24 protein-coding genes and 3 pseudogenes are annotated in these 26,317 nt (G+C 61.7%); 14 read left to right on the top strand and 13 right to left on the bottom strand.

Going from position 1 to position 26,317, the window contains the following annotated elements; translation table 11 throughout:
• Window positions 1-101 precede the first annotated feature (101 nt).
• From IVB12_RS03890 to IVB12_RS03880, 3 genes and pseudogenes are all read right to left on the bottom strand, one after another.
• Window positions 102-2,270, bottom strand: coding sequence for a xanthine dehydrogenase family protein molybdopterin-binding subunit (locus IVB12_RS03890; protein ID WP_247295807.1), 2,169 nt, complete (start codon window positions 2,268-2,270; stop codon window positions 102-104).
• A gap of 3 nt (window positions 2,271-2,273) precedes the next feature.
• Window positions 2,274-2,744, bottom strand: coding sequence for a (2Fe-2S)-binding protein (locus tag IVB12_RS03885; RefSeq protein WP_247295823.1), 471 nt, complete (start codon window positions 2,742-2,744; stop codon window positions 2,274-2,276).
• Window positions 2,745-2,816: 72 nt separating this feature from the next.
• Window positions 2,817-3,665 (bottom strand): annotated as a pseudogene (locus IVB12_RS03880) (enoyl-CoA hydratase/isomerase family protein).
• Between the two features lie 285 nt (window positions 3,666-3,950).
• Here IVB12_RS03880 and IVB12_RS03875 point away from each other — a divergent pair.
• The 6 genes and pseudogenes from IVB12_RS03875 to IVB12_RS03850 form a co-directional block, all read left to right on the top strand.
• Window positions 3,951-4,175 (top strand): hypothetical protein, encoded by a 225-nt coding sequence (locus tag IVB12_RS03875; RefSeq protein WP_247295806.1) that lies wholly within the window; start codon window positions 3,951-3,953, stop codon window positions 4,173-4,175.
• A 40-nt stretch (window positions 4,176-4,215) separates the two neighbouring features.
• Complete coding sequence (locus IVB12_RS03870) at window positions 4,216-4,881, top strand: VOC family protein (RefSeq protein WP_247295804.1); 666 nt, start codon at window positions 4,216-4,218, stop codon at window positions 4,879-4,881.
• A gap of 87 nt (window positions 4,882-4,968) precedes the next feature.
• A complete protein-coding gene (locus tag IVB12_RS03865; protein WP_247295822.1) occupies window positions 4,969-5,559 on the top strand; it encodes an NAD(P)H-dependent oxidoreductase in 591 nt (196 codons plus the stop codon).
• Between the two features lie 57 nt (window positions 5,560-5,616).
• Entirely contained in the window at window positions 5,617-6,327 is a 711-nt protein-coding gene (locus IVB12_RS03860; RefSeq protein ID WP_247295802.1) for an SDR family oxidoreductase, read from the top strand.
• A 47-nt stretch (window positions 6,328-6,374) separates the two neighbouring features.
• Window positions 6,375-6,608 carry a 4-oxalocrotonate tautomerase family protein gene (locus tag IVB12_RS03855; protein WP_247295820.1) on the top strand — a complete coding sequence of 78 codons (234 nt, stop codon included), beginning with the start codon at window positions 6,375-6,377 and terminating at the stop codon, window positions 6,606-6,608.
• Window positions 6,609-6,726: 118 nt separating this feature from the next.
• A pseudogene (locus IVB12_RS03850) lies at window positions 6,727-7,209 on the top strand (hypothetical protein); the annotation flags it as partial.
• A 24-nt stretch (window positions 7,210-7,233) separates the two neighbouring features.
• Here IVB12_RS03850 and glgX read toward each other — a convergent pair.
• On the bottom strand, window positions 7,234-9,471 hold the full coding sequence (gene glgX, locus IVB12_RS03845; protein ID WP_247295799.1) for a glycogen debranching protein GlgX: 2,238 nt from the start codon (window positions 9,469-9,471) through the stop codon (window positions 7,234-7,236).
• 23 nt (window positions 9,472-9,494) lie between these two features.
• Window positions 9,495-9,776: a DUF3606 domain-containing protein gene (locus IVB12_RS03840; protein ID WP_247295797.1), complete on the bottom strand. Its 282-nt coding sequence runs from the start codon at window positions 9,774-9,776 to the stop codon at window positions 9,495-9,497.
• An 895-nt stretch (window positions 9,777-10,671) separates the two neighbouring features.
• Between IVB12_RS03840 and IVB12_RS38310 the strand changes: the two genes are divergently transcribed.
• The gene (locus IVB12_RS38310) at window positions 10,672-11,265 is read left to right on the top strand and encodes a low affinity iron permease family protein (RefSeq protein WP_346658479.1); all 594 of its coding nucleotides are present in this window, start codon (window positions 10,672-10,674) and stop codon (window positions 11,263-11,265) included.
• Window positions 11,266-12,164: 899 nt separating this feature from the next.
• Window positions 12,165-12,482, top strand: a complete 318-nt coding sequence (locus IVB12_RS03830) for a PilZ domain-containing protein (RefSeq protein WP_247295795.1) — start codon at window positions 12,165-12,167, stop codon at window positions 12,480-12,482.
• 271 nt (window positions 12,483-12,753) lie between these two features.
• Here the strand turns inward: IVB12_RS03830 and IVB12_RS03820 are convergent, their stop codons facing one another.
• Together IVB12_RS03820 and IVB12_RS38075 are read right to left on the bottom strand one after the other, a co-directional pair.
• A complete protein-coding gene (locus IVB12_RS03820; RefSeq protein WP_247295791.1) occupies window positions 12,754-12,969 on the bottom strand; it encodes a hypothetical protein in 216 nt (71 codons plus the stop codon).
• A 502-nt stretch (window positions 12,970-13,471) separates the two neighbouring features.
• Window positions 13,472-13,594, bottom strand: a complete 123-nt coding sequence (locus tag IVB12_RS38075) for a hypothetical protein (RefSeq protein WP_256467090.1) — start codon at window positions 13,592-13,594, stop codon at window positions 13,472-13,474.
• Window positions 13,595-14,152: 558 nt separating this feature from the next.
• On the opposite strand from IVB12_RS38075, the gene IVB12_RS03815 reads away from it, so the two are divergent.
• A complete protein-coding gene (locus IVB12_RS03815; RefSeq protein WP_247295789.1) occupies window positions 14,153-15,076 on the top strand; it encodes a Ku protein in 924 nt (307 codons plus the stop codon).
• Window positions 15,076-15,848: pseudogene (locus IVB12_RS03810) on the top strand (SDR family NAD(P)-dependent oxidoreductase). Before IVB12_RS03815 ends, IVB12_RS03810 begins: the two are co-directional and overlap by 1 nt.
• Before the next feature lie 87 nt (window positions 15,849-15,935).
• Here IVB12_RS03810 and IVB12_RS03805 read toward each other — a convergent pair.
• A complete protein-coding gene (locus tag IVB12_RS03805) occupies window positions 15,936-17,060 on the bottom strand; it encodes a site-specific integrase (RefSeq protein WP_247295787.1) in 1,125 nt (374 codons plus the stop codon).
• A gap of 135 nt (window positions 17,061-17,195) precedes the next feature.
• Between IVB12_RS03805 and dusA the strand changes: the two genes are divergently transcribed.
• Window positions 17,196-18,188 carry a tRNA dihydrouridine(20/20a) synthase DusA gene (gene dusA / locus IVB12_RS03800; protein ID WP_256467089.1) on the top strand — a complete coding sequence of 331 codons (993 nt, stop codon included), beginning with the start codon at window positions 17,196-17,198 and terminating at the stop codon, window positions 18,186-18,188.
• Window positions 18,189-18,194: 6 nt separating this feature from the next.
• On the opposite strand, the gene IVB12_RS03795 is transcribed toward dusA, so the two are convergent.
• The 5 genes from IVB12_RS03795 to IVB12_RS03775 all read right to left on the bottom strand — a co-directional run bounded on the left by IVB12_RS03795 (window position 18,195) and on the right by IVB12_RS03775 (window position 23,065).
• On the bottom strand, window positions 18,195-18,749 hold the full coding sequence (locus IVB12_RS03795; protein WP_247295783.1) for a TIGR02281 family clan AA aspartic protease: 555 nt from the start codon (window positions 18,747-18,749) through the stop codon (window positions 18,195-18,197).
• Window positions 18,750-18,777: 28 nt separating this feature from the next.
• Window positions 18,778-18,981: a DUF1289 domain-containing protein gene (locus tag IVB12_RS03790; protein ID WP_247295781.1), complete on the bottom strand. Its 204-nt coding sequence runs from the start codon at window positions 18,979-18,981 to the stop codon at window positions 18,778-18,780.
• A 44-nt stretch (window positions 18,982-19,025) separates the two neighbouring features.
• The gene (locus IVB12_RS03785; protein ID WP_247295779.1) at window positions 19,026-20,621 is read right to left on the bottom strand and encodes an ATP-binding protein; all 1,596 of its coding nucleotides are present in this window, start codon (window positions 20,619-20,621) and stop codon (window positions 19,026-19,028) included.
• Between the two features lie 170 nt (window positions 20,622-20,791).
• Window positions 20,792-22,072, bottom strand: a complete 1,281-nt coding sequence (nhaD, locus tag IVB12_RS03780) for a sodium:proton antiporter NhaD (RefSeq protein ID WP_247295777.1) — start codon at window positions 22,070-22,072, stop codon at window positions 20,792-20,794.
• A 120-nt stretch (window positions 22,073-22,192) separates the two neighbouring features.
• Window positions 22,193-23,065 carry an NAD(P)-dependent oxidoreductase gene (locus tag IVB12_RS03775; RefSeq protein ID WP_247295775.1) on the bottom strand — a complete coding sequence of 291 codons (873 nt, stop codon included), beginning with the start codon at window positions 23,063-23,065 and terminating at the stop codon, window positions 22,193-22,195.
• Between the two features lie 197 nt (window positions 23,066-23,262).
• Here IVB12_RS03775 and IVB12_RS03770 point away from each other — a divergent pair, with 197 nt between their 5' ends.
• The 3 genes from IVB12_RS03770 (at window position 23,263) to IVB12_RS03760 (ending at window position 26,183) form a co-directional block, all read left to right on the top strand.
• Entirely contained in the window at window positions 23,263-23,700 is a 438-nt protein-coding gene (locus IVB12_RS03770) for a VOC family protein (protein ID WP_247295816.1), read from the top strand.
• Between the two features lie 52 nt (window positions 23,701-23,752).
• Window positions 23,753-24,889 carry an Mrp/NBP35 family ATP-binding protein gene (locus IVB12_RS03765; protein WP_247281409.1) on the top strand — a complete coding sequence of 379 codons (1,137 nt, stop codon included), beginning with the start codon at window positions 23,753-23,755 and terminating at the stop codon, window positions 24,887-24,889.
• A gap of 205 nt (window positions 24,890-25,094) precedes the next feature.
• On the top strand, window positions 25,095-26,183 hold the full coding sequence (locus tag IVB12_RS03760; RefSeq protein ID WP_247295773.1) for a TRAP transporter substrate-binding protein: 1,089 nt from the start codon (window positions 25,095-25,097) through the stop codon (window positions 26,181-26,183).
• Window positions 26,184-26,317: the final 134 nt, after the last annotated feature.

Below are 26,317 nucleotides of genomic sequence, written 5' to 3'. Positions count from 1 at the left end.
TCCATGACTCGATGGAAGCCACTGTGGACCCTTATCCCGGGGTCCCGATTGGATGCCGATCACCCCGAAAACGGGGTCCTTATTCCATGCCGAAACACACCTCAACCTGGTTGCTTCAGCAAACCGCGATCAACGGGCATTTTCCGCAGACGCTTGCCGGTTGCTGCGAAGATGGCATTGCTGATCGCCGGCACGATCGCTGAGGTGCCGGCCTCGCCCACGCCTCCTGGTGGCTCCGAGCTGTTGACGATATGAACTTCGACCGCTGGGGCTTCGTTCATGCGCAGCATCTGATAAGTGTCGAAGTTCGTCTGTTCGACACGTCCGTTCTTCAGCGTGACCTCGCCGTAGAGCGTGGCTGTGGCGCCAAAGACGATTCCGCCTTGGATCTGAGCCTCGATGGTGTCGGGGTTGATGACGGTGCCGCAATCAACGGCACATACGACTCGCCGTACGCGCACAGCTCCATCCTTCGAGACCTCGACTTCGGCAACTTGCGCCAGGTAGGTACCGAAGGCGGATTGCACCGAGACGCCGCGGCCCATTCCCTTAGGTAAGGGCCGTCCCCAGCCCGCCTTTTCGGCAGCGAGATCGAGCACCGCCCTGGCGCGCGGAGACTTGTCTAGGAGAGCCTTGCGGTAGGCGACCGGATCCTGTTTTGCCGCCGCTGCTAGCTCGTCCATGAAGCTTTCGACCACGAACACCGTATGCGACGGACCGACACTGCGCCAGAACGCGGTCGGAATGCCAGGCGGCTCTACCCTGACATACTCGACGTGAAGGCTCGGTACCCCATAGACGAGATCGATCGCGCCTTCAGTCGAGTCGGGATCGAGGCCATTCCGGAAGGCAGGAGGTAACCAGCGCGCAATCACAGAGGAGCCTGCGAAGCGGTGGCGCCAAGCTACCGGCCTACCTTGATGATCGAGCCCGGCGGTGATCCGGTCGAACCAGTAGGGCCGATACATGTCGTGCTGGATGTCTTCCTCGCGCGTCCAAACCACCTTCACAGGCCCATCCACCTGTTGCGCGATCTGAACGGCACGAATCACGCCATCGGCCTCCAGCCGGCGGCCGAAGCCACCACCGATCAGATGATTGTGAACGATGACTTTTTCGAGCGGCAGGCCGGCAGTCTTCGCCGCGGCGGCTTGCACACGCGCGACCGCCTGGCTACCAACCCAGATTTCACATCCATCCTTGCTGACATGAACCGTGCAATTCATCGGCTCCATCGTGGCATGAGCCAGAAACGGGAGTTGGTACTTCGCCTCGATCCTGGTCGCGGCGCCCGCCAGGGCGGCCTCCGAGTCGCCGATATTCTGCGCGACCGCGCCTGCACCAAGCGTCGCCTGCTCAAGCTCGCGCGCAACCGCTTCAGTCGTGAGCCCGGCGTGGGGACCATCGTCCCATTCAATCTTGAGCGCCTCCAGCCCTTTCTTGGCGGCTCCCATGTGGTCGGCTATGACCGCAACCGCGTCGTCGAGCCTCACGATTTGGCGCACGCCCTTGGCTGCCATGGCTGCCGCATCGTCCACAGTCTTCAGTCGGCCGCCGAACGTCGGCGATTGCGCCAGCGTCGCAAACTTGACCCCGTCCGGTCTTGCGTCGATGCCGTAGACGCCCGTTCCGTTGACCTTTCCCGCTGCGTCGAGACGCTTGGCCGGAGTGCCGATCAGCTTGAATGCTTCGGACGTCTTGAGCATGACACTGGTCGGCACGGGGACCTTCGCTGCGTCAGCTGCGATCTCGCCATATTTCAGGTGGCGCTTTGTCGGGGAGTGAATCACCTCACCGTCTTGCGCGCTGCAGGACTTCGGATCGACACCCCAGCGGCCGGCTGCCGCGGCGATGAGCATGGTCCTTGCGGTGGCTCCCGCTTCGCGCAACGGCTTCCATGCACCGCGTATTGCATTCGAATTACCGGTTGCCTGCACACCGAGCAACGGATTGGCGTAGAGCTTTTCGTTGGGTGGTGCGTGCTCCAGGCGCACCTGCTTGAGGTTCACCTCGAGCTCTTCGGCAATCAGCATGGGAATAGAGGTGTAGGTGCCTTGACCCATCTCCACATAGGGCATCGTCAGAACGACCTGGCCGTCACGCTGAATGCGAATGAACGCGTTCGGAGCGAAGTCGCTGGCGGCAGCGTCGCTTCTGCCGAAAGGCAGGCTCAGGCTCAGCATCAAGCCGCCGCCCGCTGCTCCGGCCGTGGCCAGGAAGCCCCGGCGCGAGAACACGGTGTGGGTCTTACCGGTACGATCGGGGGTCATGGTTCAACCTCCCTTTGCTGTCGATTGCGCGGCGAGCTTGATGGCCTCGCGGATGCGGACGTAGGTGCCGCAACGGCAGATATTGCCGCTCATGGCGTCATCGATGTCGGTATCGGTCGGATGTGGATTGCTCGTCAGGAGCGCAGTAGCGGACATGATCTGTCCCGACTGGCAGTAGCCGCATTGCACGACCTCATGCTCGAGCCACGCCTTTTGAATCTTTGCGCCGGCATCAATCTTGCCGACAGCTTCGATCGTCGTGACCTGCGAGTTGCCGATGCTGTCGACCGGCGTGATGCAGGACCGCGTGGCGACCCCGTCAATGTGAACGGTGCAGGCACCGCAAAGCGCCGCGCCGCAGCCGAATTTCGTGCCGGTCATGCCGAGGACATCTCGCAGTACCCAGAGCAAGGGTGTCTCGCCATCCACATCGGCGCTGCGTGCTGATCCATTGACTTGAATGGTGATGGCCATAGGTGATCTCCATTTGAGTTGCCAGATGAGCGCGCACATGGCGCGCCCGCTTCTTCATCGAGCCGTAGCGTTTCAGCTGCCGAGCTGGCCGACGTAGTGCCCGAGGCGGTTCTCGACATCGCCGGGGCGATGGAAGCCGCGCGCGATCAGCGCCTTGATCCTGGCCTGGGTGGCAGGCCGTCCGAGCGAGGCAATAAAGGCGTCCCACTCTGGTGCGATGTCCGCGTCAGCAGGCAAGCTTGCCTTGTCGACAAGGCGCTTCGTCTCGGCAATCGCATCCTTGTCGAACGAGGCGATCCGCATCGCCAGGGCATCGACGAAGCTGTCGAGTTCGGCGTCAGGAAGCGAGCGGTTGACATATCCGTAACGCTCGGCGAGGTCGCCGCTAACGTCATCCGCGCTGAGCAGGATCTCCAGCGCGCGTCCGCGCCCGACCAGGCGAGGCAATCGCGCCATCGGCCCGCCACCGGGCACGAGGCCGGCACCGACCTCCCATTGGGAAAGAATGGTCTATTCGCGGCTCGCGAAACGCATGTCGCTCGCCAGCGCGAGCTCGCTGCCGACGCCGGTGGCCCGCCCACGGATCGAGGCGATCGAGACCACCGGCGCGCGGTTGAGCCGCACCAGCATATCCGGAAGAGCTTGCAGGCCGGTCGGTCCGGGCGGAATGCTCGTCGAGTCCTCGAGGGGCGCGAGGAAGTCGTAATGGGTCAGGAAGAACCCCTCGACGGCGCTGTCGAACACAACGACCTTCACCTGCTCATCGGTTTCCAGAGCCGCGATGATCGCATTCAGCTGTGGGATGCTTTCCGGGCCGAAGATGTTCAGCGGCGGATGGTCGAACGTGACCCGCCAGTAAGAGGGCAGGCGACGCTCGAGGCGGATGCGTTGTGCGGTAAGCGTTCTTTCCAGACGGGTCATGGTGCACTCCTTGGTTGCCCGCAAACACTGGCGCAAATGGCGGCAAATGGCCCGTTAGGTGATGTTAAACGCTGTTGGGCAGTCCTGACGGGCAGCAAAGACTCGTGAGTCCAGTTGGTTAAGCGGTGGTCTCTGTGCAGTCCGAGACGCCCCCGACGTTCTCGTTGTCACCGCGCTCTGACGCCGGCCTCTGACGGGGCGAATTCCTGCTGACAACGTCTAACAACGGTTAACGAGCCAACACGCTGGGTCGGGGTGCAGTATGCGACCGAACAGGAGAGCAGCGTGTCTGCCAACAACGAGCGGGAGCAAGAAGATGTCAACCGAGATCAGGCATGGCCGCCGGGATTCTTCGGCACCGCTGCACACGGGATGATGAAGGTGCGCAAGCTGCTCGCCTTTATAGTGCTGGGTGCGAGCCTTCTTCTCATTCTCGTGCAATTCGGTCCCGCGGTCGTCTTCGAGTCAGAAGCGGCCAGCTCAACTCACATGCGCGCTGGGGCCCGATAGCGTGCGTGGAATCTGCCACTGCAACATCAAGGAGAGAACCATGACTGTCACTGTCAATCCCGCCAAGGTCCGTGCGGCGGACATGAAGCTCGAGCTAATCGTCATCCCTGTTTCCGATGTGGAGCGCTCCAAGCAGTTCTACGCAGGCCTTGGCTGGCGCCTAGACGCCGATTTCGCCTTCGAGAACGGCTTCCGCATCGTCCAATTCACGCCACCCGGTTCCGCAGCTTCCGTCATCTTCGGCACGGAGGTCACCGGCGCGGCGCCCGGCTCCGCAAAGGGACTTTACTTGATCGTGTCCGATATCGAAGCGGCACGCGAGGAATTACTCAGGCGCGGTGTGAAGGTCAGTGAAACGTTTCACGGCGGCGGTGACGTTTACCGCGGCGCCGACGAGCCGCACCTATTCGGAAGCGTCCGGGTCAGCGGCCCGGATCCCGAACGCCGCAGCTATTTTACCCTGGCCTCATTCAATGATCCGGACGGTAACGGCTGGCTGCTGCAGGAGGTGACGACGCGCCTTCCCGGACGCGTGGAAGGCGACACGACCTTCGCCTCGATGTCCGATGTTGCGGCTGCGCTCCGCCGCGCTGCGGCAGCGCATGGCGAACACGAGAAGCGAACCGGTGAGCACGATGTCAACTGGCCCGACTGGTACGCCGAGTACATCGTCAACGAGCAGGCCGGCAAGCCCCTGCCGCAATAACTGCGACGGCGTCTCCATCATTAGCTGCGGTTCGCCGGCGGCCGGCGAACCGCACGCTCTCTCAATTTCGGCCGCTGGGTGAATGCGATGAATAATCGAATTCTCGTTTTCTATGGCTCCTATAGATCGGACCGAATGGGTATTCGCTTGGCCGAATTCGTCGTCGAGCGGTTGCGGCGCCGCGGCGACGATGTCGAGCTGATCGACGCCAAGACGATCAACCTACCGATGCTCGACCGTATGTACAAAGAGTATCCGAAGGGCGAAGCCCCGGCGGCTCTCGAGCAACTGGCGCAAAAGATTCGCGCCGCTGACGGGTTTGTCTTCGTCACCGGCGAATACAATTGGGGCGTTCAGCCTGGACTGAAGAACCTGACCGACCATTTCCTGGAGGAATGGTTCTGGCGGCCGGCCGCCATCGTCAGCTACTCGGCCGGCCGTTTGTCAGGCGCACGCGCCGGAACTGCGTGGCACGGCACCCTCTCCGAGATGGGGATGGTGGTGATCTCAAGCACGGTTGCTGTCGGTCCAATCGGGCAGGCACTGTCGGCTGAAGGTGAAGCCACGGGCGAAGCCGGCGCCGCGCTGGAGCAGGCGTTCCCGCGCTTCGCCAACGATCTGATGTGGTGGGTCGAAGCCGGCAAGGCGCAGCGGCAACGCAAGGCGCCGCCGTACTGATCGAGGATGAACACAGACAATACCAGACCAACTTGACGCAACCTAACGGAGCTAACTATGAGCACTGAACAGAAGGTCGCTATCGTCACCGGTGCGACGCAAGGCATCGGCGCGGATCTCGTCAAGGGATTTCGCGATCGCAACTACCGCATTATCGCCAACTCGCGCTCGATCAAGCCGTCGTCGGATCCGGAGGTTCTAAACGTCGCCGGCGACATCGCCGCCCCCGAGACGGCGGAGCGCATCGTCCGCCAGGGTCTTGATCGCTTCGGTCACATTGACACTCTGGTCAACAACGCGGGGATCTTCATCGCCAAGCCGTTCGTCGACTACAGCGAAAATGACTACGCCTCGATTGTTGCGATCAACCTGGGCGGGTTCTTCCGCCTCACGAAGCGCGTCGCTTCCGAGATGCTGAAGCGGGGCTCGGGACATGTTGTGCAGATCACGACCAGTCTGGTCGATCATCCCAACAGCAGCGTTCCGTCAGCGCTCGCGGCGATGACTAAAGGCGGACTGAATGCCGCAACCAGGTCGCTTGCCATCGAGTACGCGTCGCGAGGCATCCGGGTCAATGCCGTTTCGCCGGGCATCATTAAGACTCCGATGCACCCAGTGGAAACGCACGCGTTTCTCTCAAAACTACATCCAGTCGGGAGAATGGGAGAGGCGAGCGACGTGGTCGATGCGGTGCTCTATCTGGAGAACGCAGCCTTCGTCACTGGCGAGATCCTGCACGTCGATGGCGGGCAAAGCGCTGGCCACTAACGCGCACCTATCGCGACGTCAAATTGCTCTAGGGAAAGGATATGACCATGCCGATTGTGACGATACAGGTTACGCGTGAGGGCACTACGACTGGCGTCCAGTCCGTCTCCGCGACCGAAAAGGCCGCGCTGATCAAGGGCGCGAGCGAGCTGCTGTTCGATGTGCTGAAGAAGCCGCTTGAGTCAACATTCGTGATCATTGACGAAGTCGATACGGACAACTGGGGCTGGGGTGGGCTTCCTGCGCTTGAATATCGAAAGAAGCTCGCAAAGGAGCGATGAGCTTCCCTCGAGTGTCGAGAAACTGTAGAAACGCTTTCTGTCCCACCTTCCCTAAGTGTTTGATTTGCCTCGGAACTTAAAGTGCCCTAGGGAGCGCCAGCAATCTCAGGCACTTAGGCGCAAAAGACTCATGCTGTTCTAGGAGCGTGCCTCCGGGAGCCGGATGCATACAAACGATTCCGTCCAGGCGGCGTGCATCAGGACCTTCCGCCCAAGCTGATCGATGACAGCGAGGCCTGGTGCGATCCATTCCTGCGTGTCGTCGACGACCTGGACTCGTTGCTCTCGCTCAACCGGATCTTCAAGGCGGGCAACGTGGGTATCGACAGAGTGGCGCTCGTGCAGGCATCGGCATGGGGATTCTCGGGCATAAGGTTTTCATCTTCCTGCCGGCGAGATCTACGTCGCAGTCGAAGCACTCAAAGGTGAGTTCGGCGTGTTCCTCGTCTCGGACGGGACTAACAAAGCCTACAAGTGCAAGATCCGGTCGCCGGGATTTGCCCATCTGCGCGATGGACTTCCTGTGCAAGGGCCACTTGCTCGCCGACGTCTCGGCGACCTCGGATCGCTGGACATCGTGTTCGGCGAGGTGGACCGCTGAGCGGCGGTGTCGAGGCTCATGAATCTAGCGAGATAGAGGCGTGTCAGCGATGTCTAACAGCGCGCCGAGACCGTGCCGCAGGCGGCGCGTTGCGAGGTTATCGTTGGCAAGCCCAAACACCAACAAGGATCGCCCGGTCACCGCGTAAGCGTGCCCGAACTCGAACTCGACCATGCGCGCGTCCGGCTGGTTGGTGTCGATCAGGCCTAGCCAACTGAGCCCGTCGGCGACGGCCGGCAAGATGAAGTTTACGACGTCATGGTGCGCGTTATAGACCAGTAGCAGGGTCGCATCCGAGCCACGGCGTTTGATTCCGGTCTCCTGGGCGCGTCCGTCAAGCAGCATCCCCAAGCACTTGGCGTTGCCGTCCTCCCATTGGTCCGTCATCATCTCCTCGCCGGTTGGAGACAGCCAGGTCACGTCGTTCACGTCGAGCTCCTCGTTGTGAGAGCCGACCAGGAAGCGGCTGCGGTAGAGAATGGGAAATGCCTTGCGTGTAGCGATCAGCTTTCGCACAAATTCGCGAAGGTTGCGGCCGTTAGCGGTCATGCCCATCCAGTCAAGCCAGGTGGTCTCGTTGTCCTGGGAGTAGGCGTTGTTGTTGCCCTTCTGGGTATGTCCGAACTCGTCGCCGCCGAGCAGCATGGGTGTACCATGGGAGAGCAGCATCGTCCCGAACAGATTCCGTTTCTGGCGCTCGCGTAGCGCGGTGATCGCGGGATCGTCGGTCGGACCCTCGACCCCGCAGTTCCAGGAATGATTGTTGCTCTGGCCGTCGCGGTTCTCCTCGCCATTCGCCTCGTTGTGCTTGTCGTTGTACGCGACGAGATCGTTGAGGTTGAAGCCGTCATGGGCCGTCACGAAATTCACACTGGCCCATGGCCGCCGTCCGCGCTTGTTGAAGAGATCGCCCGATCCTGAGATACGCTTGGGAAAGTCGGCAATCGTGCCGGGATCGCCCTTCCAGAAGGCACGCACAGTGTCCCTGAATTTGTCGTTCCACTCCGCCCATCCCGGCGGAAATTGGCCGACCTGATAGCCGCCCGGTCCGATGTCCCAAGGCTCGGCGATCAGCTTGACGCTGGAGAGTACAGGATCCTGGCGGCATGCATCGAGGAAGCCGCCGCCTTCGTCAAAGCCATAGGGCTCCCGCGCCAGGATAGTGGCTAGATCGAAACGGAAGCCGTCGACCCGCATCTCGCTGGCCCAATAGCGCAAAGAATCGGCGACCAGCTGGAGCACGCGCTGGTGCGAGAGGTTCACCGTATTTCCGGTGCCCGTGTCGTTGATGTAGTAGCGCTTCTGGTCCGGCAGCAGGCGGTAATAGCTGGCATTGTCGATGCCCTTGAATGACAGGGTCGGGCCGAGCTCGTTCCCCTCCGCAGTGTGATTGTAGACGACGTCAAGAATGACCTCGATGCCATGGGCATGGAACTGGTTAACCATAGTCTTGAATTCGTTCGCGAGCGGCGCCTTGAGATACCGTGGCTCCGGTGCAAAGAAGGCAATGGAATTGTACCCCCAATAGTTGCGAAGGCCCTTCTCCACCAGATAACCGTCATCGACGAAAGCATGGATCGGCAACAGCTCGGCGCTGGTTATGCCAAGCGAGCGCAAATAAGAGGGAATTTCAAAGTGCGCCAACCCTGAGAATGTGCCGCGGTCTGCTTCAGGAACCAGTGGATGCGTCTGCGTAAAGCCCTTCACGTGCATTTCGTAAATAATAGTACGCTCCCACGGCACTTCCGGCTTGCGCGCCACGCCCCAGGTAAAGGCGGGGTCGATGACGCGGCATTTCTGCATCAGCGACGCGCTGTCGCGTTCGTCGTAGGAGAGATCTTTGTCAGCATGGTCGAGCTGGTAGCCGAACAGCTCAGACCCCCAGCGCAACTGGCCGACCAATTGTCTCGCATAAGGATCTAGCACGAGCTTGTTGGGATTGAAGCGGTGTCCCGCGTCGGGTTCATAAGGACCGTGGACGCGGTAGCCGTAGACGGTGCCGGGACGGGCGGAGGGAAGATAGCCGTGCCAAACTTCGTCGGTGTATTCCGGAAGTTCGATACGCTCCAGTTCGGTTTCGCCGGTGTCATCGAACAGGCAAAGCTCGACCTTGGTGGCGTGAGCCGAAAACAGCGCGAAGTTGACGCCGAGCCCATCCCAGGTGGCGCCGAGCGGAAACGGCCTGCCTTCTGTGATCCGGGAGCGGCGCAGGCTCGAGGCCGTCCGCGTCAGGGCTTCATCCGAACGCGCTGATTGATCCATGTCCGCCCCCAAGAGGAATCTATTTAAGAAACCGGCGCGGTTGGCAAAGGCTCGGTTGCTGTTTGCTCCGTGCCGGGCGCGCAGGCGACCACGGCGGCAGGAAGCGCATCGGCGGCCTGCGTTGCCACGCTGGCCTTCTGCAGCGTCGCTTCCTTGCTGATCGCCGAAATGGAATTTCCGATCCGACCGACGATCGCGATCAGTTCGGCGTCAGAAAGGCGTAGTCGCTTTCTGACGTGGCGCACCTGGGTACGATCCGTCAGGTCCAGCTTGTTGCGGATGGGTTGTGGCTTCGAGCGTTGCATGGCGACGGCTCCTGTCTATCGGAGCAACCAGCGGCCGGTCCTTCTGTTCCAGAAATCGCTTGCTGAATGCAACAAGGCGCACTGGTCGGCCCGCCCCCTTGTTCGATGCTTTGGGCAGGCCGCGCATGACTTCGCTGAACGGCCCAACTGAAGACGTGGTCCATGGCGGCCCGGTGCATTGTGGCGAGCATTGCCGAGCGCGAACTAGTTATCCCATCATTGATTCGAGGAAAGGACCTGTGGCGATCACGTGCCGGCCCGACCACCGACTTTTTTCCAGATGATATCGTCGTTCGGGTTCATCACGAGAACTGACCGGCGTGGAAACTGCCATTCAGGCCATGGGAGTTCTCGCCGCGGGTTTGACGTCTCTGTCTTACTTGCAGCAAGTGCGTAAAGCACGTGCGCCTGGTTCGACCGAGGACCTTTCCCTGAAGATGCTGGTCGCGCTCGCCAGCGGGCTATCCTCTGGATTGCTTATGGGTTCTTGAAGCGAGACTGGATCATCGTCCTCGAACGTGGTCGGAGCGGTGCTTGCGCTTACGTTGATCGCGTTAAATCAGCGACATGAGAAGATCCAACCATCGCGCTGGTGACTTCCGGGTGGAAATGGACGTGCTTGGCATCGCCTATCACCAGTTCTCACACGAGCATACTCCCCGCGGCACCGGAGCGCCTAACACAACCACATCGACGTTCACCAACGGCGTTACCACGATCACACAACAACCGATGCCACGGCCAATGTGATCCACCGTGAAATCGACAACGCGGATGGAACGCGCGAGTTTGAGATCTATCAACTTGCCGACCACCCCTTTTCGGGGACTGACCGGATGTCGACGCCAGTGGCAATGTCCCATCGACAACTTTAACGGATGGAACGATTTATCTGTTGGGCATTGATATTCTTAACGCCGACGGGTCGACCACAGGCTACGACGAGCCATACCAGATTCGGCGCTTGCTGAAGAAAAAGCGGCGCTCGATTCCTTCGCCTCGAGGCTTACGAACCGGCAGTTGGCGGTCTGGAGCCCGATCTGATCCCCCATCCAGGCAGGTGGAACAACCGCGCGCGCTTAATGAGCCCTTGACGCTTTTGCGCAATGGATCGCGAGTTGTAGAGCTTTCTGGAACCGACCAAAGCAGCGCCACGTTGATCGTCATGGCGCTGAAGGAAATCCGAGGCTGGTTGACCAACATAGGCGTGCTGGCCTCGCGGCCAGCCGCGTTCGTGGTGTTTCTCGCTTATGCCGCGCTTTGGTTCGCCTTCGGCAATGGCCTAGAGTGGCATTCGCTTGCCACTCTCGCGACCTGGGGAATGACCCTCGTGATCCAGCGCGCCGAGCACCGCGACACGCAAGCCATTCATGCGAAGCTCGACGAGCTGCTGAAGGTTCACGGCGATGCCAAAAACTCCCTTATGAACATCGATGACAAGGACGCTGAGGAAGTCGAGCGGGAACGAGCCCAGGCGCGTGCGTCGTGAGCCCTGGCGGTCTGACCACGTTGAATGCTCCTCCTTCCTGGTTCCAGAATTAACTCGCCACCGCGACATCAAGCTTAATTCCAGAGGTTGATTGCACCGAAGCTGCGGAGCGCTAGCTTCTTATGGCCGGACATTGCCCTTGGTCCGGGTCCCCAATGGCGGAGCCGTCGCGCCATTATATTCGACGCGGCGGCTTCGTTTGATTGCAGGCCATTGTATTTGAAACAGCAGTCAGACGGCGGAAAACTTGACCTTATCGAGATGCGTCGGCAACTCACGGTCCTGCGCTCACAGCACTCGGAAAACCTTGCGATAGCATCGCTACTGAACCGCTTCCTCGTGAAGGTTGCATTCCTCTCGGAGCCTACAGACCCGAAGCACGAACAGCATCTCCAATCTGAGTTTGCACAGACGCTGAAGAAGGTGGAGGCGATCACCTCGCGCAGGTCATTAGCGAAGCGACCAGTCACCACTAACCGACCCAAGTAACACTAACGATCGTATCTCATTGCGCTTGCCGGCGGGCGCGCCGATGCCGGATGCAGTCGCGAAGTCGCCCTTGTTCGCGTACTGGCGTCTTCGCGGCGAGGGGGCGCCGGCCCTTCGGCCGGCGGCCCCGCCCAGTGCTAGGATTGATGCTGGCGGCCATGCGACGAAGCGCGGTCGGGAGCGTAGTCTCCGGGCGGGCGGGCCTCATAAGCGGGTTTTCCGCTTCGCCGTCAGCTTCGCGCGTTGAGCCGGCGGCTCATCGTAGGCATCAACCGAGCCGGGCAGTCAGCGATAGCGCGCTACCCAGACGCGCGTGTTGGGCGCTCGCAGCGGCCCAACTGTTCGTTCACAGACCGTCAACGCTCTTGCCTTACTCTGAGCGGCTGCCCGAAGGCCACACGGGGTGGTTCATGAGTGAGGCGGAACAACGATCCGACAGGCGCGTCGTCTTCGAACGGCCAATCGAAGCGCGGTTGATGGCGATCGACGGCACATGGCAGCGCGCCTCCAAAATTCATGATGTTTGCGAATTTGGCGCAAAGCTAGTGATTGACGGTGCGGTGACAGGTATCGGCCAGAAGGAATTTTTCCTCGTACTGTCGCCGATCGGATTAGCCTACCGACACTGCGAGCTCTCCTGGGTCAACGGAGAGTTCGCCGGCGTTCAATTCATCAATCGCGGTCGAGTTTCGAAGAGAGCGCGACGCGGCGAAACGCTGGTGAAGTGATGACAACCGATCGTCGCAGACAGGAGCGCAGCGAAGTCGACGAGGTTGCGTACATTTCAGGTGACGGATCAAGCCTTCGCTGTCGGGTGCGGAACATCTCCGATTATGGCGCTGCTATCGAGCTGCCGGACAGCCGCTTTATGAGAGCGCGGTTTACTCTGTGCTCGAGTGCAGTCGCATGGTCAGGGAGTGCCGCTTGATCTGGTCAATGGGTAACCGGATCGGAGTGGAGTTCGTTCGTGAAGGCGAATAGACCAGCGGCGTCGTGGCGTCAGGCCGACATCGGGCGGTTTTTCAGCTCGATCATTGCGCGACGCGCAACCGCGGTCAGTTCACCGAGAGAAACGTGACCTGCCTGCGCAGCCTGGATCAACTGCTCTGCGATGAACTTGCGGCTATCATGATCTCCGCCGTTCGGAAGCTCTCGGCACACTTGCTCGAGGATAACATCCATATTGGCCTGCGTGCGCGAGCTGAGTTCGCCCATGTCTCCCTCCGGGCTTTAAGGAAGTGCACAGCATGCCGCCTCGGAGCTCACGCACAACAGCAAAGCGGCAAGAGCGTTAACACCAGCTGCCGTCCACGTCGCAGACGGGGAGCACTGTTCAGAAACCATCTACATGAAGATCGCCTCTGCAATGTTCAAAATTGAACATTGGCCCCTCGCCCGTGCCGACTATCGTCTGTCGCATCCGGTTTGGCTTCGCCTCCGTTTCCGGTCAGGGCGGCTTCGGCTTACCCATCCCAAGATGCGCGGGAGCCGCCCGTCCTATTCACCGCGGAACATCTTAAGGGCGCCTGAGTTGCAGGTCCAACTTTAGGCGTGCGAGTGGCGGCTGTGAGGCGAGGTGATCCATCATACATCGCGATCGGCGTAGCCATATTCGTTGTGCTCCTGATCTGGGTCGGCTGGATTGCCACCTCTCCTGCTGCCTGAGCCGCTCGAGCGGCGCTCGGCCACACGCACCCATCACAGAACTGACTGCAGTTCAGAACACCGTCGCGACGCACTCCAGCAGCTCCTCCCAGTCGTCAGGCTCATAAGCGGCCATCTGAAAGTTTCCGACCATCACCAACCGCAGCTCAAGAACCGTCAGGCCCAGGCGGCGCACCTGAATTCGCGAGAACTCGTCCGGGGGCGCCTTGGGCCGGAACAGCGTAACGAGAGAGCCTGAGACCTCTCGCTGATCGTCTCGGAAGCTGCTTCTTCATCCTCGATCCCGATGACACAACAGATGTGCTCGAACCGGAGAATATCGTACGCCATCCGGCCCAGCTTTTTGGCTCGCTTCAATCTGCTCTGGCGATCGATCGCTCTCATTGGCGGTTCTCGTCGTGGGAGGAGCGGCGGCTCGCACCGCCGCTCCTATTGGCCTTGATCTCCTTTTCGCGTCTCACCCTCAGTTTGAGCCGTACTCGCGGAGAGGCGCCCTTCGCGCGAAGGCGTACGTCTGGATGGTGTGGGGAGAGGCAGCAACCGAAGGCCTCGGGGATCGCCGGGCACGGCGATCGGCTGTTCGTGGTCCAGACATACCCCAATTAGAACATAACGGGAACGAAAGAGTCGATACCCCTCCCGTAGAAATCATGCAACGGGCTTCCTGGGTTGTCGGAACCCGGTGCTCCCATCCGTCTTGAGTCAGGTACCCTAAGACCGGAGTTCTGCGTACATGGCACCGCGCGCCAATTGGAAAGGCTTTCTGCGATTGTCTCTGGTGACCTGCCCGGTCGCGCTCTATCCCGCTACCTCGGAGAGCGAGAAGATTTCCTTCAATCAGCTAAACCGGCAGACCGGCCATCGCATCAAGTACCTGAAGGTCGATGCGGACACCGGCGACGAGGTGCCGAACGAGGACATCGTCAAGGGCTACCAGCTCGAGAAAGATCAGTTCATCGAGGTCACGAAAGAGGAGCTAGAGGAGATCGCGCTGGAATCCACACGCACCATTGAGATTGATGAGTTCGTCGACAAGCGCGACATCGATCCGCGCTATCTGATCCGACCCTACTACATCCGCCCTGACGGCAAGGTCGGGCACGACGCCTTCGCCGTGATCCGAGAGACCATTCGCGAGATGAACAAGGTGGCCATCGGCCGGGTGGTGCTGACCAACCGCGAGCACATCATCGCACTCGAGCCGATGGACAAAGGTCTGGTCGGCACGCTGCTGCGCTATCCGTACGAGGTGCGTAGCGAGGCCGAGTATTTCGACGAGATCCAGGACGTGAAGGTCACCAAGGACATGCTCGATCTCGCCAAGCACATCGTGAACCAGAAGGCCGGGCGGTTCGAACCTGAGAAATTCGAGGATCACTACGAGACCGCGCTGATCGACCTCATCAACCAGAAGCGCGCCGGCAAGCCGATCACGCCGAAGTCCAAGCCGGCGGCGACGAACGTCGTCGATCTCATGGAAGCTCTCCGTCGATCCGTTGGCAAGGAGGCCGCGCCGGCGAAGGGTCCCAAGCCTGCCAAGAAGCCGAAGAAAGCCTCCGCCGGGCAGAAGGAGATGCTAATGCCAATCGAAGGGAAGAAGCTGAAGGAGGCAGCGGCGAAGAAGCCGGCGGCTCGGCCGCAACGAAAGTCGGCCTAATGGCCATCGTATTTATTACCGGCGGCGCCGACGGACTCGGTCGGGCCGCGGCCGAGTCGCTTCTCGACGGCGGCCATCGCGTGGTGCTGCATGTCCGGTCTAAGGATCGTGCGGCGGGCATCGGCGAACTAGCGTCAAGCGCAGCCGGAATTGCGATCGGCGATCTCCGCCGCGCCGGCGACGTCAGAAGCATCGCGGATCAAGTAAATGCAATCGGCCGCATGGATGCAATTATTCACAACGCGGGCGTCTACGCAGAGCGGAGCCGCGGCTCCACGCCAGAAGGCCATGCGAGTACGCTGGCGATCAACACGCTTGCTCCTTACCTTTTGACAGCGCTGATCGAACGACCCGGCCGCCTAGTCTACCTCAGCAGTGGCCTGCATCGCGGAGGTGAGGGTTGCTGGACGACCTTGATTGGACGAAGCGCGCTTGGGACCCGGCACAGGCATATGCCGAAAGCAAGCTGCACGCCGTCGCTCTCGCTTCCGCGCTGGCGCGTCGCTGGCCAGGAGTGTTGGGCAATGCGGTCGATCCCGGCTGGGTGCGCACGAAAATGGGTGGCCCAGGAGCTCCGGTTGACCTTGACACCGGGCAGCAAACCCAGACTTGGCTCGCGGTAAGCGATGATCCGGCCGCGAAGGTCGGTGGTCGTTACTGGCATCATCTCCGCCAGAAGCAGCCGGCTCGCGAGGCGGCCGATCCCGCGTTCCAGGATAACCTCATCGCGCGACTGACGGAGCTGACAGGCGTACCGCTTCTCCAAACTTAAGATCGCAGCCCAGGGTTCGTTTTGACGTGTGGAACCTCGATCGACGCGCGGACGGATTGCCGCAGTCTCCGCGCGGAACGTAGTCGTTTAGACCTGTTGCTGGGCCTTTGTCGCAGATGAGTTTGCGGCGAGCGTTTGCATGAACTCTTCCAAAGATGGTTGTGGCGCCGTTTGTAACTTGTGGAGTTCTTCCGGCTTCAGCTTGGTGTAGCGCCGCAGCGTCCGCCAATCCTTATGGCCGGTCACAAGCGCTACTTTCTCAATTGTGAGCCCTGCTTCAAAAAGACGGCTAGTCCCCTCGTGTCGCAAGTCATGAAAATGCAGATCATCGATCTTCAAATCATCGCAGGCTCGCGTGAAAGCCGCGCTCACCGAGCGGTGGTTATACGGAAATACGCGACCCCAACCTCTCGTGATGATGCGCTGTTGGAGCAAGATCTCCCACGCATCGAAGCCCGTTAGATTGAGAAGCGGCACTTTCTGATCGTTGCCGTCCTTCGCTCGCGGATCCTTGCGGTCGCGGATGATGAGTACCCGCGTCTTCATATCTACGTCTGGCCAATCCGGACGGCAGATTTCCTCCTGTCGCATTGTTGTCGCGACCGCATACCGAACGATCCGACCCATCGGGATGACCTGTCGAGGATTGGTTTCAAAATACTCAATGAGTTCGCCGAGCTCGTCTTCGGTCGGACGTCGGTCTCGCTCTTCGGACTTCCCCACAAGGCCCAAATGCTTCATCGCATATCGCGCTAATCGAACCTCTTCGGCCGAGACTTCAATGCCGTGAACGGCAGCAGCGTGCGTAGTAACGGTTCTTATGAAGGAAAAATCGATTGCCAGCGTCGCCGGGCCGGCGCCTTCCTTCGCGCGCTTACGACCAAATTCGATGAGGCGCTCGCGATTGAGCTTGGGCAACTTTACTGTCCCTAAGGCGTCCTTTAGTGCCTCTAGCACCGCTGCCTTGGAGCGGCGGGGAGGGCGGCCGACCTCGTGCATGTCCTCGATGTGCAGATCGATGATATCGCCGAACGTCTTGGCTTGGACGGCGGCACGTGGCTTTGGTGACCCGCTGCGGTCGATGTTGCGCTCCATATCGAGCGCCCAATCCTCGCCGTCCTTGCGACGGCGGAAGGTCTCTGACACATAGCGGTTCTTGCGACGGACCTGGACGCGCCAGTTCCCGGAGGGCAACTGAGTGAAGCTGGCCATGGCCGTGTGCACTCCCCATTTCGTGTGCGCTACGTGTGCACCGAGAGGTCAAAACGGGTACAAACGTGTGCAATTTCGGCTAGTTTGGAGTGCACACTTTCGTGTTTCATCCTATTGAGATGATAAGGTAAATCATTGAAATCGCAACACTATCGCTTTTCTGTGGCTCCGATGATGGATTGGACTGACCGGCATTGCCGGGTGTTCCACCGTCATCTGACGCGGCGGGCGCTGCTTTATACGGAAATGCTGACCACCGGCGCCATTATCCATGGCAACCGGGAGCGGTTGCTTGGGTACGACGCGTGCGAGCATCCGGTGGCGCTTCAGCTTGGCGGGTCGGATCCGCACGACCTCGCGCTGGCCGCGCGGATCGGCGAAGGATTTGGTTATGACGAGATCAATCTCAATGTCGGCTGCCCGTCCGATCGCGTCAAGGACGGCCGTTTCGGCGCCTGCCTGATGGCGGAGCCGGAACTGGTGGCGCGGTGCGTTGAGGCCATGAAGCGCGCGGTCGCCGTTCCCGTCACGGTGAAGTGCCGTATCGGGATCGACGACCAGGACCCTGAAGTGGCGCTCGATACGATCGCGCGTGCGGTGGCGGCGTCCGGCTGCGATGCGCTGATCGTGCATGCCCGCAAAGCCTGGCTCACTGGCCTGTCGCCAAAGGAGAACCGCGACATCCCGCCGCTCAATTATGATCGCGTCTATCGGCTCAAGCGCGCGATGCCTGCTGTGCCTGTCATCATCAATGGCGGCATCCCAGGCATCGAGGAGGCCAAGGCGCATCTTGCCCACGTCGACGGTGCGATGCTCGGCCGCGCCGCCTATCAGGAGCCGTGGCGGCTGCTCAGCGTCGATACCGACATCTTCGGCGACGCGGCGCCGCACGCGTCGATGCAGGACGCGCTCGAGGCGATGATGCCCTATATCGAAGAGCAGCTCGCGCGCGGCACCCGGCTGCACGCGATTACGCGACATTTCGTCGGCGCGTTCCACGCCGTGCCCGGCGCGCGCGCCTTCCGCCGCCATCTTGCCGAGCAGGGGGTGAAGCCGGGCGCCGGTCTCGACGTGCTGCGCGAGGCGATCGCGCATGTCGGTGCACGCGTGCCAGCGGAGGCGGCGTAGAGTTGTCTAGTCGGCCGCGATCCGCGAGCGGCGGGGGCTGCTCTGGAGCTCCGGATAACCTGTCAGCATCAGCGTGTCCGCGCGCACGCCCCAGCTTTCCAGGCGGTCGAGGAAGCTCATGCCGAGCAGATTGGTCTTCATCTGGCCGCGTTGCACGACCAGGGCCGGCACCGACTTCTCGACCAGCTTGCCGACGGCGAGACGGTCTAGCGTGAGCCGTGCCGCCTTGGTGTGGCCGCCCGCGGTCTCCAGGTCGACATCGTATTCGAGCATCTCGAGCGGCAGCCCGATCGCTTTCGCGGTTTCCCAGGTCAGCACCACGGAAGTTGCACCTGTATCGATGACCATCGGCGCAGTGACGCCGTTGATCTTCGCACGCAGCGCAAATTCGCCACCCTGGCCGCGCGGGATATGCACGGCGGGGGCCGGGGCGGCGGTCTGCGCCCGGAAGATGTGGGAAACCTTGTGACTGGCACGCACGATCTGATCGGGATCGCCATAGGCGACGACGGCGCCTGCGGTGCCGGCGAGCATGAGGAGAACGAGCAGGACGCGGATCATTGCGCGCCTCCAGAGGCGTTCGTGCCGATCAGGTACGCTTCGGCAATACTGCGATCGGCGCGAGTCCTGCCTGATTCATGCGCGCCGGCAACAGCGCCATGACCGCCAGCCGTTCCGCGCTGTGCATGGCGTGCCAGCGCGCGATCTCCGGCAAGGTCCGGCCGCAGCCGAAGCAAAGCTTGGTCTTGGGATCGATTATGCAGACGGCGACGCACGGCGTTTCTTTGCTCATGCGGATATTGTGAGGGATCGTCGGGCATTTCTGCAAGCATCTCGTTAAGAGCCCGTGCCTGCGCTCATGATCGGCTTGTGGCGCGGCCGGCGCTTCTCGTCCGGAATGAGCGAACTCTCGGGCTGAAGCGGCGGAGAATCATCCGACAGCGGCGCCAGCGCGCTCATCACGCGCTCCGGAGGGAAGGTGACGATCACCTCGGTGCCGATGCGCAGCTTCGATTTCAGAGTGAACGTGCCGCCATGCAGGTCAATCAGATTCTTGGCGATGGGCAGGCCGAGGCCTGCGCCCTGTTCGGCCGACTTGATCGAGTTGGAGCCCTGGCCGAACGAGGCGAGCACGACCGGGATCTCGTCCTCGGGGATTCCGGAGCCGGAATCCCTCACCGAGAGATATTGTCCGCCCGAAGCGGTCCACCCCGCCTTGAGCCAGATCTCGCCACCCTGCGGCGTAAACTTGATCGAGTTGGAGAGCAGGTTGAGCACGACTTGGCGGATCGCGCGCTCGTCGGCCCAGAGCCGCGGCATGGCCTGCTCGAACACTTCGTGGATCGTGATGCCACGGCTCGAGGCGCGCAGCTTCATCAAATGATGGCAGTCGGCGACGATGCCGACCAACGACACGGCTTCCTCGTTGAGCTCGTAGCGGCCGGCTTCGATCCGCGACAAATCGAGGATCTCGTTGATGAGGTTGAGCAGGTGCACGCCGGAATTATGGATGTCCGCCGAGTACTCCTTGTAGACGGGCACCGCGTGTGCGCCAAAAATCTCACTCTTCATCACCTCGGAGAAGCCGAGGATGGCGTTCAGGGGCGTGCGCAGTTCGTGACTCATCTGCGCAAGGAAGCGCGACTTGGCGACGTTGGCGGATTCGGCGCGGTGGCGCGCTTCGTCTGAGATGGCCTTGGCCTGTTCGAGTTCGCCGATCAGCGCGTCCTTCTCGGCGCGCGCCTCAAGCGTGGCGAAGGTCGAGGAGTGCAGGCGGTGAGCCAGCAGGACGAAATAGCCTTCGGCCGCCAGCGCGAGTGCCGCCAGGACGTAGTTGTCCAGGGAGCCGGTCATCACGAAGCTCAGCGCCATTGCGACAGCGACCGGCGCGGTGGCGGCAAGGGCAGCGATCGGCAGATTGGCGGCCAGCATGCTCGATACTGCGATCACCAGCAGCATCAGGAACATCATCAGCGATTCCGTGACCATGTCGAGCACCGGGTGGATCAAGATCGCCATCCAGCACAGGCCATAGAGCAGGTCGAGCACGACGAAACGCGTTCGCCATGCGCGCGTCGCGGCCGGAGAGGTGGGCTCTGTCAGGAACCGCCGGCAACTGCGGATCATCGCACTGTGGATGCAGAGCATGCCCGCGGTCCAGGCCGCCGCCGGGATCGGCTGCAACCAGAGCCCGAACAGCACGCCGGTGGCGACCACCAGCAGCATCACCACATAGGAAGCCGACAGCCGCGTCTGGGCATATTGACGCAACATCTCGGCGTCGAACGCCGGCCGGGTTCCGCTGGTCGACGTTAACTTGTCGCGGGCCTCGCGTACCCGCTGCGCCGCAGCCCTGCGGCTGCTCGCCGATGGAGCGCTCACCGGCTCGGCCGGAAGCTGCACAACCTCAGGCTTTTCAGCGGGGTTACTCATCAAGCAACACGATTCCTGCCCACGCCGGACGCGGGCCTTCTGCATTGTCTATCTCTGGCAAGAAATCCTTAAGAGGTGCCTTAAGGAGCTAAAGAATTACGTTAACGCCTGATTAAGAAACGCCTTCCGTGATGGGAACCGGCACTGGCGAGGGCGTCACGACGGGCAGATCAATGCAGCAGCGAGTGCTGCGCGATGTAGACCAGTGCACCCGCGAGGTAGCCCACGAGCGCGGGACCCGCGATGCGGCGGGCGTACCAGAAGAACTCGATCTTCTCGAGCCCCATCGCGGCGACGCCTGCGGCCGAGCCGATGATCAGGATCGAGCCGCCGGTGCCGGCACAATAGGCGATGAATTCCCAGATGAAGCTGTCGGGCGGATATTGCGCCAGATTGTACATGCCCATCGTCGCCGCGACGAGCGGCACGTTGTCGATGATGGCGCTCAACAGGCCGAGCAGGATGACGATGATGTCGAGACGGCCGACAGTTGTGTCGAGCCATTTAGCCAGCAGCTCCAGGATGTGGGCGTGCTCCAGGCACGCGACGGCTATGAGAATGCCGACGAAGAACACAATGGAGCTCATGTCGATGCGCGTCAGCGCATGGACGAGGGTGAGGGGGCGACGCGCATCCTCGTCCTTGTGGCGGTGAACGATCTCGCCCACCAGCCAGAGGATGCCCAGCCCGAACAGGATCCCCATGAAGGGGGCGAGGTGCGTCACGGCCTTGAACACAGGAACGGCGACCAGCGTACCGAGGCCGAGATAGAACATCAGATTGCGCTCGAACACCTCGACCTTGAGAGCCTGCGCTTGCCGCTGCGGCGGCGGGACGATGTCCTTCCCCTTGACGGAGTAGCCAATGATGAGCAGCGGGATCAGCAGATCGAGCAGGGACGGCAGGAACACCGCTCTCATGATGCTGACAGGCGTGATCTGCCCTCCAATCCAGAGCATCGTGGTCGTGACGTCGCCGATCACGGTCCAGGCACCGCCCGCATTGGCCGCGATGACGATGAGAGAGGCGAAGAGCAGGCGGTCGTTCTTGTTGCCGATCAGCTTTTGGATCAGTGAGATCATCACGATGGTTGTCGTGAGATTGTCGAGGATCGCGCTCAGGAAGAACGTCACGAAGCCGATGATCCACATCAACGTGATCTGCTTCGTGGTGCGGATCACGGACGTGATGACCTCGAAGCCATTGTGGGCGTCGATCACCTCGACGATCGTCATGGCGCCGATCAGGAAGAAGACGATCTGGGCGGTCGAGGAGACGGATTCGTCGAGCTGGTGGTTGACAAGGGATGCGTCGCCCACGGACAGCGCGTAGATGGTCCAGAGCAGGCCCGCTCCCAGAAGAGCCGAAGCGCTCTTGTTGATGCCGAGCGGGTGTTCGAGCGCGATCGCAGCATATGCAACGATGAAAACGGCGGCTATCACGCTCAGCAAGTCAGTCCCCCCGGAGATTAGTTCTTTCACCCAATGCGCTTGTCAGGCTTTGATGCGGCATGGCGCCGCGTCAAGGCGGGTGACGGCCGCAGCTGCCCGGCCGCGACCGCCTCGCGCTCCTCAGCGTTGCAGGCGCGCGAGCAGGCTCGATGTGTCCCAGCGCTTGCCGCCCATCTTCTCGACTTCGGCGTAAAACTGGTCCACGAGTGCGGTCACCGGCAAAGTGGCGCCGTTGCGGCGGGCTTCCGCCAGCGAGATCGAGAGGTCCTTGCGCATCCATTCCACCGCGAAGCCGAAATCGTACTTGCCCTCGTTCATGGTCTTGTAGCGATTTTCCATCTGCCAGGACTGCGCAGCCCCTTTCGAGATGGTCTCGATCACTGCGGCGACGTCGAGACCACTCTTCTTGGCGAAATGGATACCCTCGGAAAGACCCTGCACCAGGCCGGCGATACAGATCTGGTTGACCATCTTGGTCAGTTGGCCGGAACCGGCGGGCCCGAGCAGTTTGCACATCCGCGCATAGGCCCCCGTGATGATCGGCTCGGCGCCGGCATAGGCGTCCTCCGCGCCGCCGCACATCACCGTCAGCACGCCATTCTCGGCGCCCGCCTGGCCGCCGGAGACCGGTGCATCGATGAACCTGAAACCGGCCTTGGTCGCGGCCGCATCGAGTTCGCGCGCGACTTCCGCCGAGGCGGTGGTGTGGTCGACGAAGGTCGCACCCTTCTTGATGCCGGCAAACGCGCCGTCGGGGCCGATTGTGACCGCGCGCAGATCGTTGTCGTTGCCGACGCAGCACATCACGAAATCCTGGCCTTCAGCGGCGGCCTTGGGCGTCGCTGCGATCTTGCCGCCGAACTTGTCCGCCCACTCCTTCGCCTTCGCCGCGGTGCGGTTATAGACGGTGACCTCATGGCCCCCTTTTTTCACGAGGTGTCCGGCCATGGGGAAGCCCATGACTCCAAGACCGAGGAAAGCGACTTTTGCCATGTATGGGACCTTGTCCGTAGTTTGGGTTTTACGGTTCTTGCCGGGCGAGCAGGGCGCCTGGTTCCGCCGTGAGGGCGGATTGGGGCGCACCATAAACCCTTGAGGCCAGAGGGCAACGGCTTCGTTTGGCGGTCCCCTGTGCTAGGATGGCCGACCTCAAGGACTTCAAAAAAGGGAGCGAAGGCATGGACATGGGTTTGGGCGGCGTGAGCGTGGGCGTGCTCGATCATTTCAACATCCGAACCCGGAAACTGGCGGAGACGGTCCGCTTCTACGAAGACGTGCTGGGCCTGGAAAATGATGCCCGGCCGAATTTCGCCTTTCCGGGCGCCTGGATGTACAGCGAGGGCAAGCCGGTGGTGCACCTCGTCGATATTTCTCCGACCGCCGAGCCACAAAAGCCGGATTCCGGCGTTGTCCACCATGTCGCCTTCGTCAGCCGCGGCTTCGACGCCATGAAGCAGCGGCTCGCATCCAAGGGGATGAAGTTCGAGTCCCGCCAGGTGCCCGGCGGCGACCTCTGGCAGATCTTCGTCCACGATCCCAACGGGGTCATGATCGAGCTGAACTACGAGGCGGCCCGGGAGCAGGGAGCCGCGCCCGCGGAGATGGCCGACGATATCGGCAGGCAGTAGCCTTTTGGGCGTTTCCGCTCTAATGGGGCATCTTGAAATCAGGAGATGCGCTTTGAGCGTGACGCAGCAACAGGTTCTCGACAGCCTTGGCCGGATCAAGTCGCCGCGCGGGGTCGCGCTCACCAACGCCAATGTGCTGAGCGCAATCAGCGCCTCCGACGGCAAGGTGTTCTTCTCGATCAATGTCGATGCCGCCGAGGCGCGAGCCTGGGAGTCCATCCGGGCCGAAGCGGAAGCCGCTGTGCGCGCCATTCCCGGCGTCACCACCGTGATGGTGGCGCTGACCGCGGAGCGCAAGCCGGGCTCCGCGCCGCCGCCACCACCGCAGCCGAGCCGCGGCACGCCCGGCGTGCAGCCGGCCCACGCCCATAAGCCGCCGCAGGCCGGCCAATCGCCGATGGCGCGGCAGTCTGAGATCCCGGGCGTTGCCGCCGTGATCGCGGTGGCCTCCGGCAAGGGCGGGGTGGGAAAATCGACCACCGCGCTCAATCTGGCGCTCGGCCTGCGCGACCTCGGCCTCAAGGTCGGGCTGCTCGACGCCGACATCTACGGCCCCTCGGTGCCGCGGCTGACCGGCCTGCGCGACAAGCCGGAGCTGAACGACGAGCGCAAGATGATTCCGCTCCGGCGCTTCGGCCTCGCCATCATGTCGATCGGCTTTTTGGTGGAGGAGGAGACCGCGATGATCTGGCGCGGCCCCATGGTGATGTCGGCGGTGACGCAGATGCTGCGCGACGTCGAATGGGGCAAGCTCGACGTGCTGGTGGTCGACATGCCGCCTGGCACCGGCGACGCCCAGCTCACGCTGGCTCAGAACGTGCCGCTGAAGGGCGCCGTGATCGTCTCGACCCCGCAGGACCTGTCTCTGATCGATGCACGGCGGGGGCTTGCCATGTTCAAGAAGGTCAACGTGCCCGTGCTCGGCATCGTCGAGAACATGAGCTACTTCCAGTGCCCGCATTGCGGCACCAAGTCGGATATATTCGGCCATGGCGGGGCGCGGCACGAGGCGGAGAAGCTCGGAGTACCGTTCCTGGGCGAGATCCCCCTGCACATGGCGATTCGCGCCACCTCGGATGCCGGCAATCCCGTCGTCGACAGCGAGCCGGACGGACCTCATGCGGCGATCTACCGCGCCATTGCAGGCCAGGTCCGGGACCAGCTCAAGGGTGTGATCGCCGCGGCCTGAACCGGTCGCCACGGCAAGCTCCGGGGACATGCGACTTTCGTAGAGTCCCGTCATGCCATTGTCGCGTTCCGCAAGCGGGGCTTCCGTGTTAAACGCCCACGGCAGTCAAGCCCCTTCGGTTCGACGCGGCCTTCACGCGTCGCCGGAATGAGCGGCGGCAAAAGAGAAGTTGAGGGGAAACGCCCCAGCAAGGAGAGAGATGAAGATGAAGCGTCGTGAATTTCTTAAAGTGTCGGCAGCGGGCGCGGCGGCAACCGCGGTGGCCTCGCCGGCGATCGCGCAATCCTCGCCTGAGGTGAAGTGGCGCCTGACTTCGAGCTTCCCGAAGTCGCTCGACACCATCTATGGCGGCGCCGAGCAGGTGGCAAAGTATGTCGCCGAGATGACCGACAACAAATTCCAGATCCAGGTGTTTGCGGCCGGCGAGCTCGTCCCCGGCCTGCAGGCGCTCGATGCGACCTCCAGCGGCACGGTGGAGATGTGCCATACCGTGTCCTACTACTATGTCGGCAAGGATCCGACCTTCGCGATCTTCGCCTCGGTGCCGTTCGGCCTCAATGCGCGCCAACAGAATTCGTGGCTCTATCAGGGCGGCGGCAACGAACTCGCCAACGAGTTCTTCAAGAAGTCGAACGTGGTCGGCTTCCCCTGCGGCAACACCGGCACCCAAATGGGCGGCTGGTTCCGCAAGGAGATCAAGACGGTTGCCGACCTCTCCGGCCTGAAGATGCGCATCGGCGGCATTGCCGGGCAGGTGCTCCAGAAGGTCGGCGTGGTGCCGCAGCAGCTCGCTGGCGGCGACATCTACCCGGCATTGGAGAAGGGCACCATCGACGCGGCCGAGTGGGTCGGTCCCTACGATGACGAGAAGCTCGGCTTCGCCAAGGTCGCCAAGTACTACTATTATCCGGGTTTCTGGGAAGGTGGTCCGACCGTCCACGCCTTCGCCAACCTGGAAAAGTGGAATGCGCTGCCGAAGAACTATCAGGCGATCCTCACCAACGCGACGGCCAATGCCAACACCTGGATGGCCGCGCGTTACGACATGCAGAACCCATCGGCGCTGAAGCGTCTCGTCGCCGGCGGCACCCAGCTTCGTCCCTTCACCAACGAGGTGCTGGAAGCCTGCCTCAAGGCGACCAACGAGCTTTGGGCGGAAGTCTCGGCCAAGAACCCCGACTTCAAGAAGTCGATCGACGCCATGCAGGCCTATCGCTCCGACGAATATCTGTGGTGGCAGGTCGCCGAATATACCTACGACAGCTTCATGATCCGCTCCCGCACGCGCGGCTGATCTACGGCTTAAGTCGTAAGACGGATCGCCCGGCCTCGCTCGCGAGGCCGGGCTTTTTCTTTGCCGCAGTGCGATCGGGATGGCATTCGGCCCGGCGATGTTCCATGCTGTCCCCAAGCCTCGACAAGAAGGCC

It is taken from the genome of Bradyrhizobium sp. 179, from assembly GCF_023073535.1.
Classification (GTDB): Bacteria; Pseudomonadota; Alphaproteobacteria; order Rhizobiales; family Xanthobacteraceae; genus Bradyrhizobium.
This window is presented reverse-complemented; position numbering and strand designations above follow the sequence as displayed.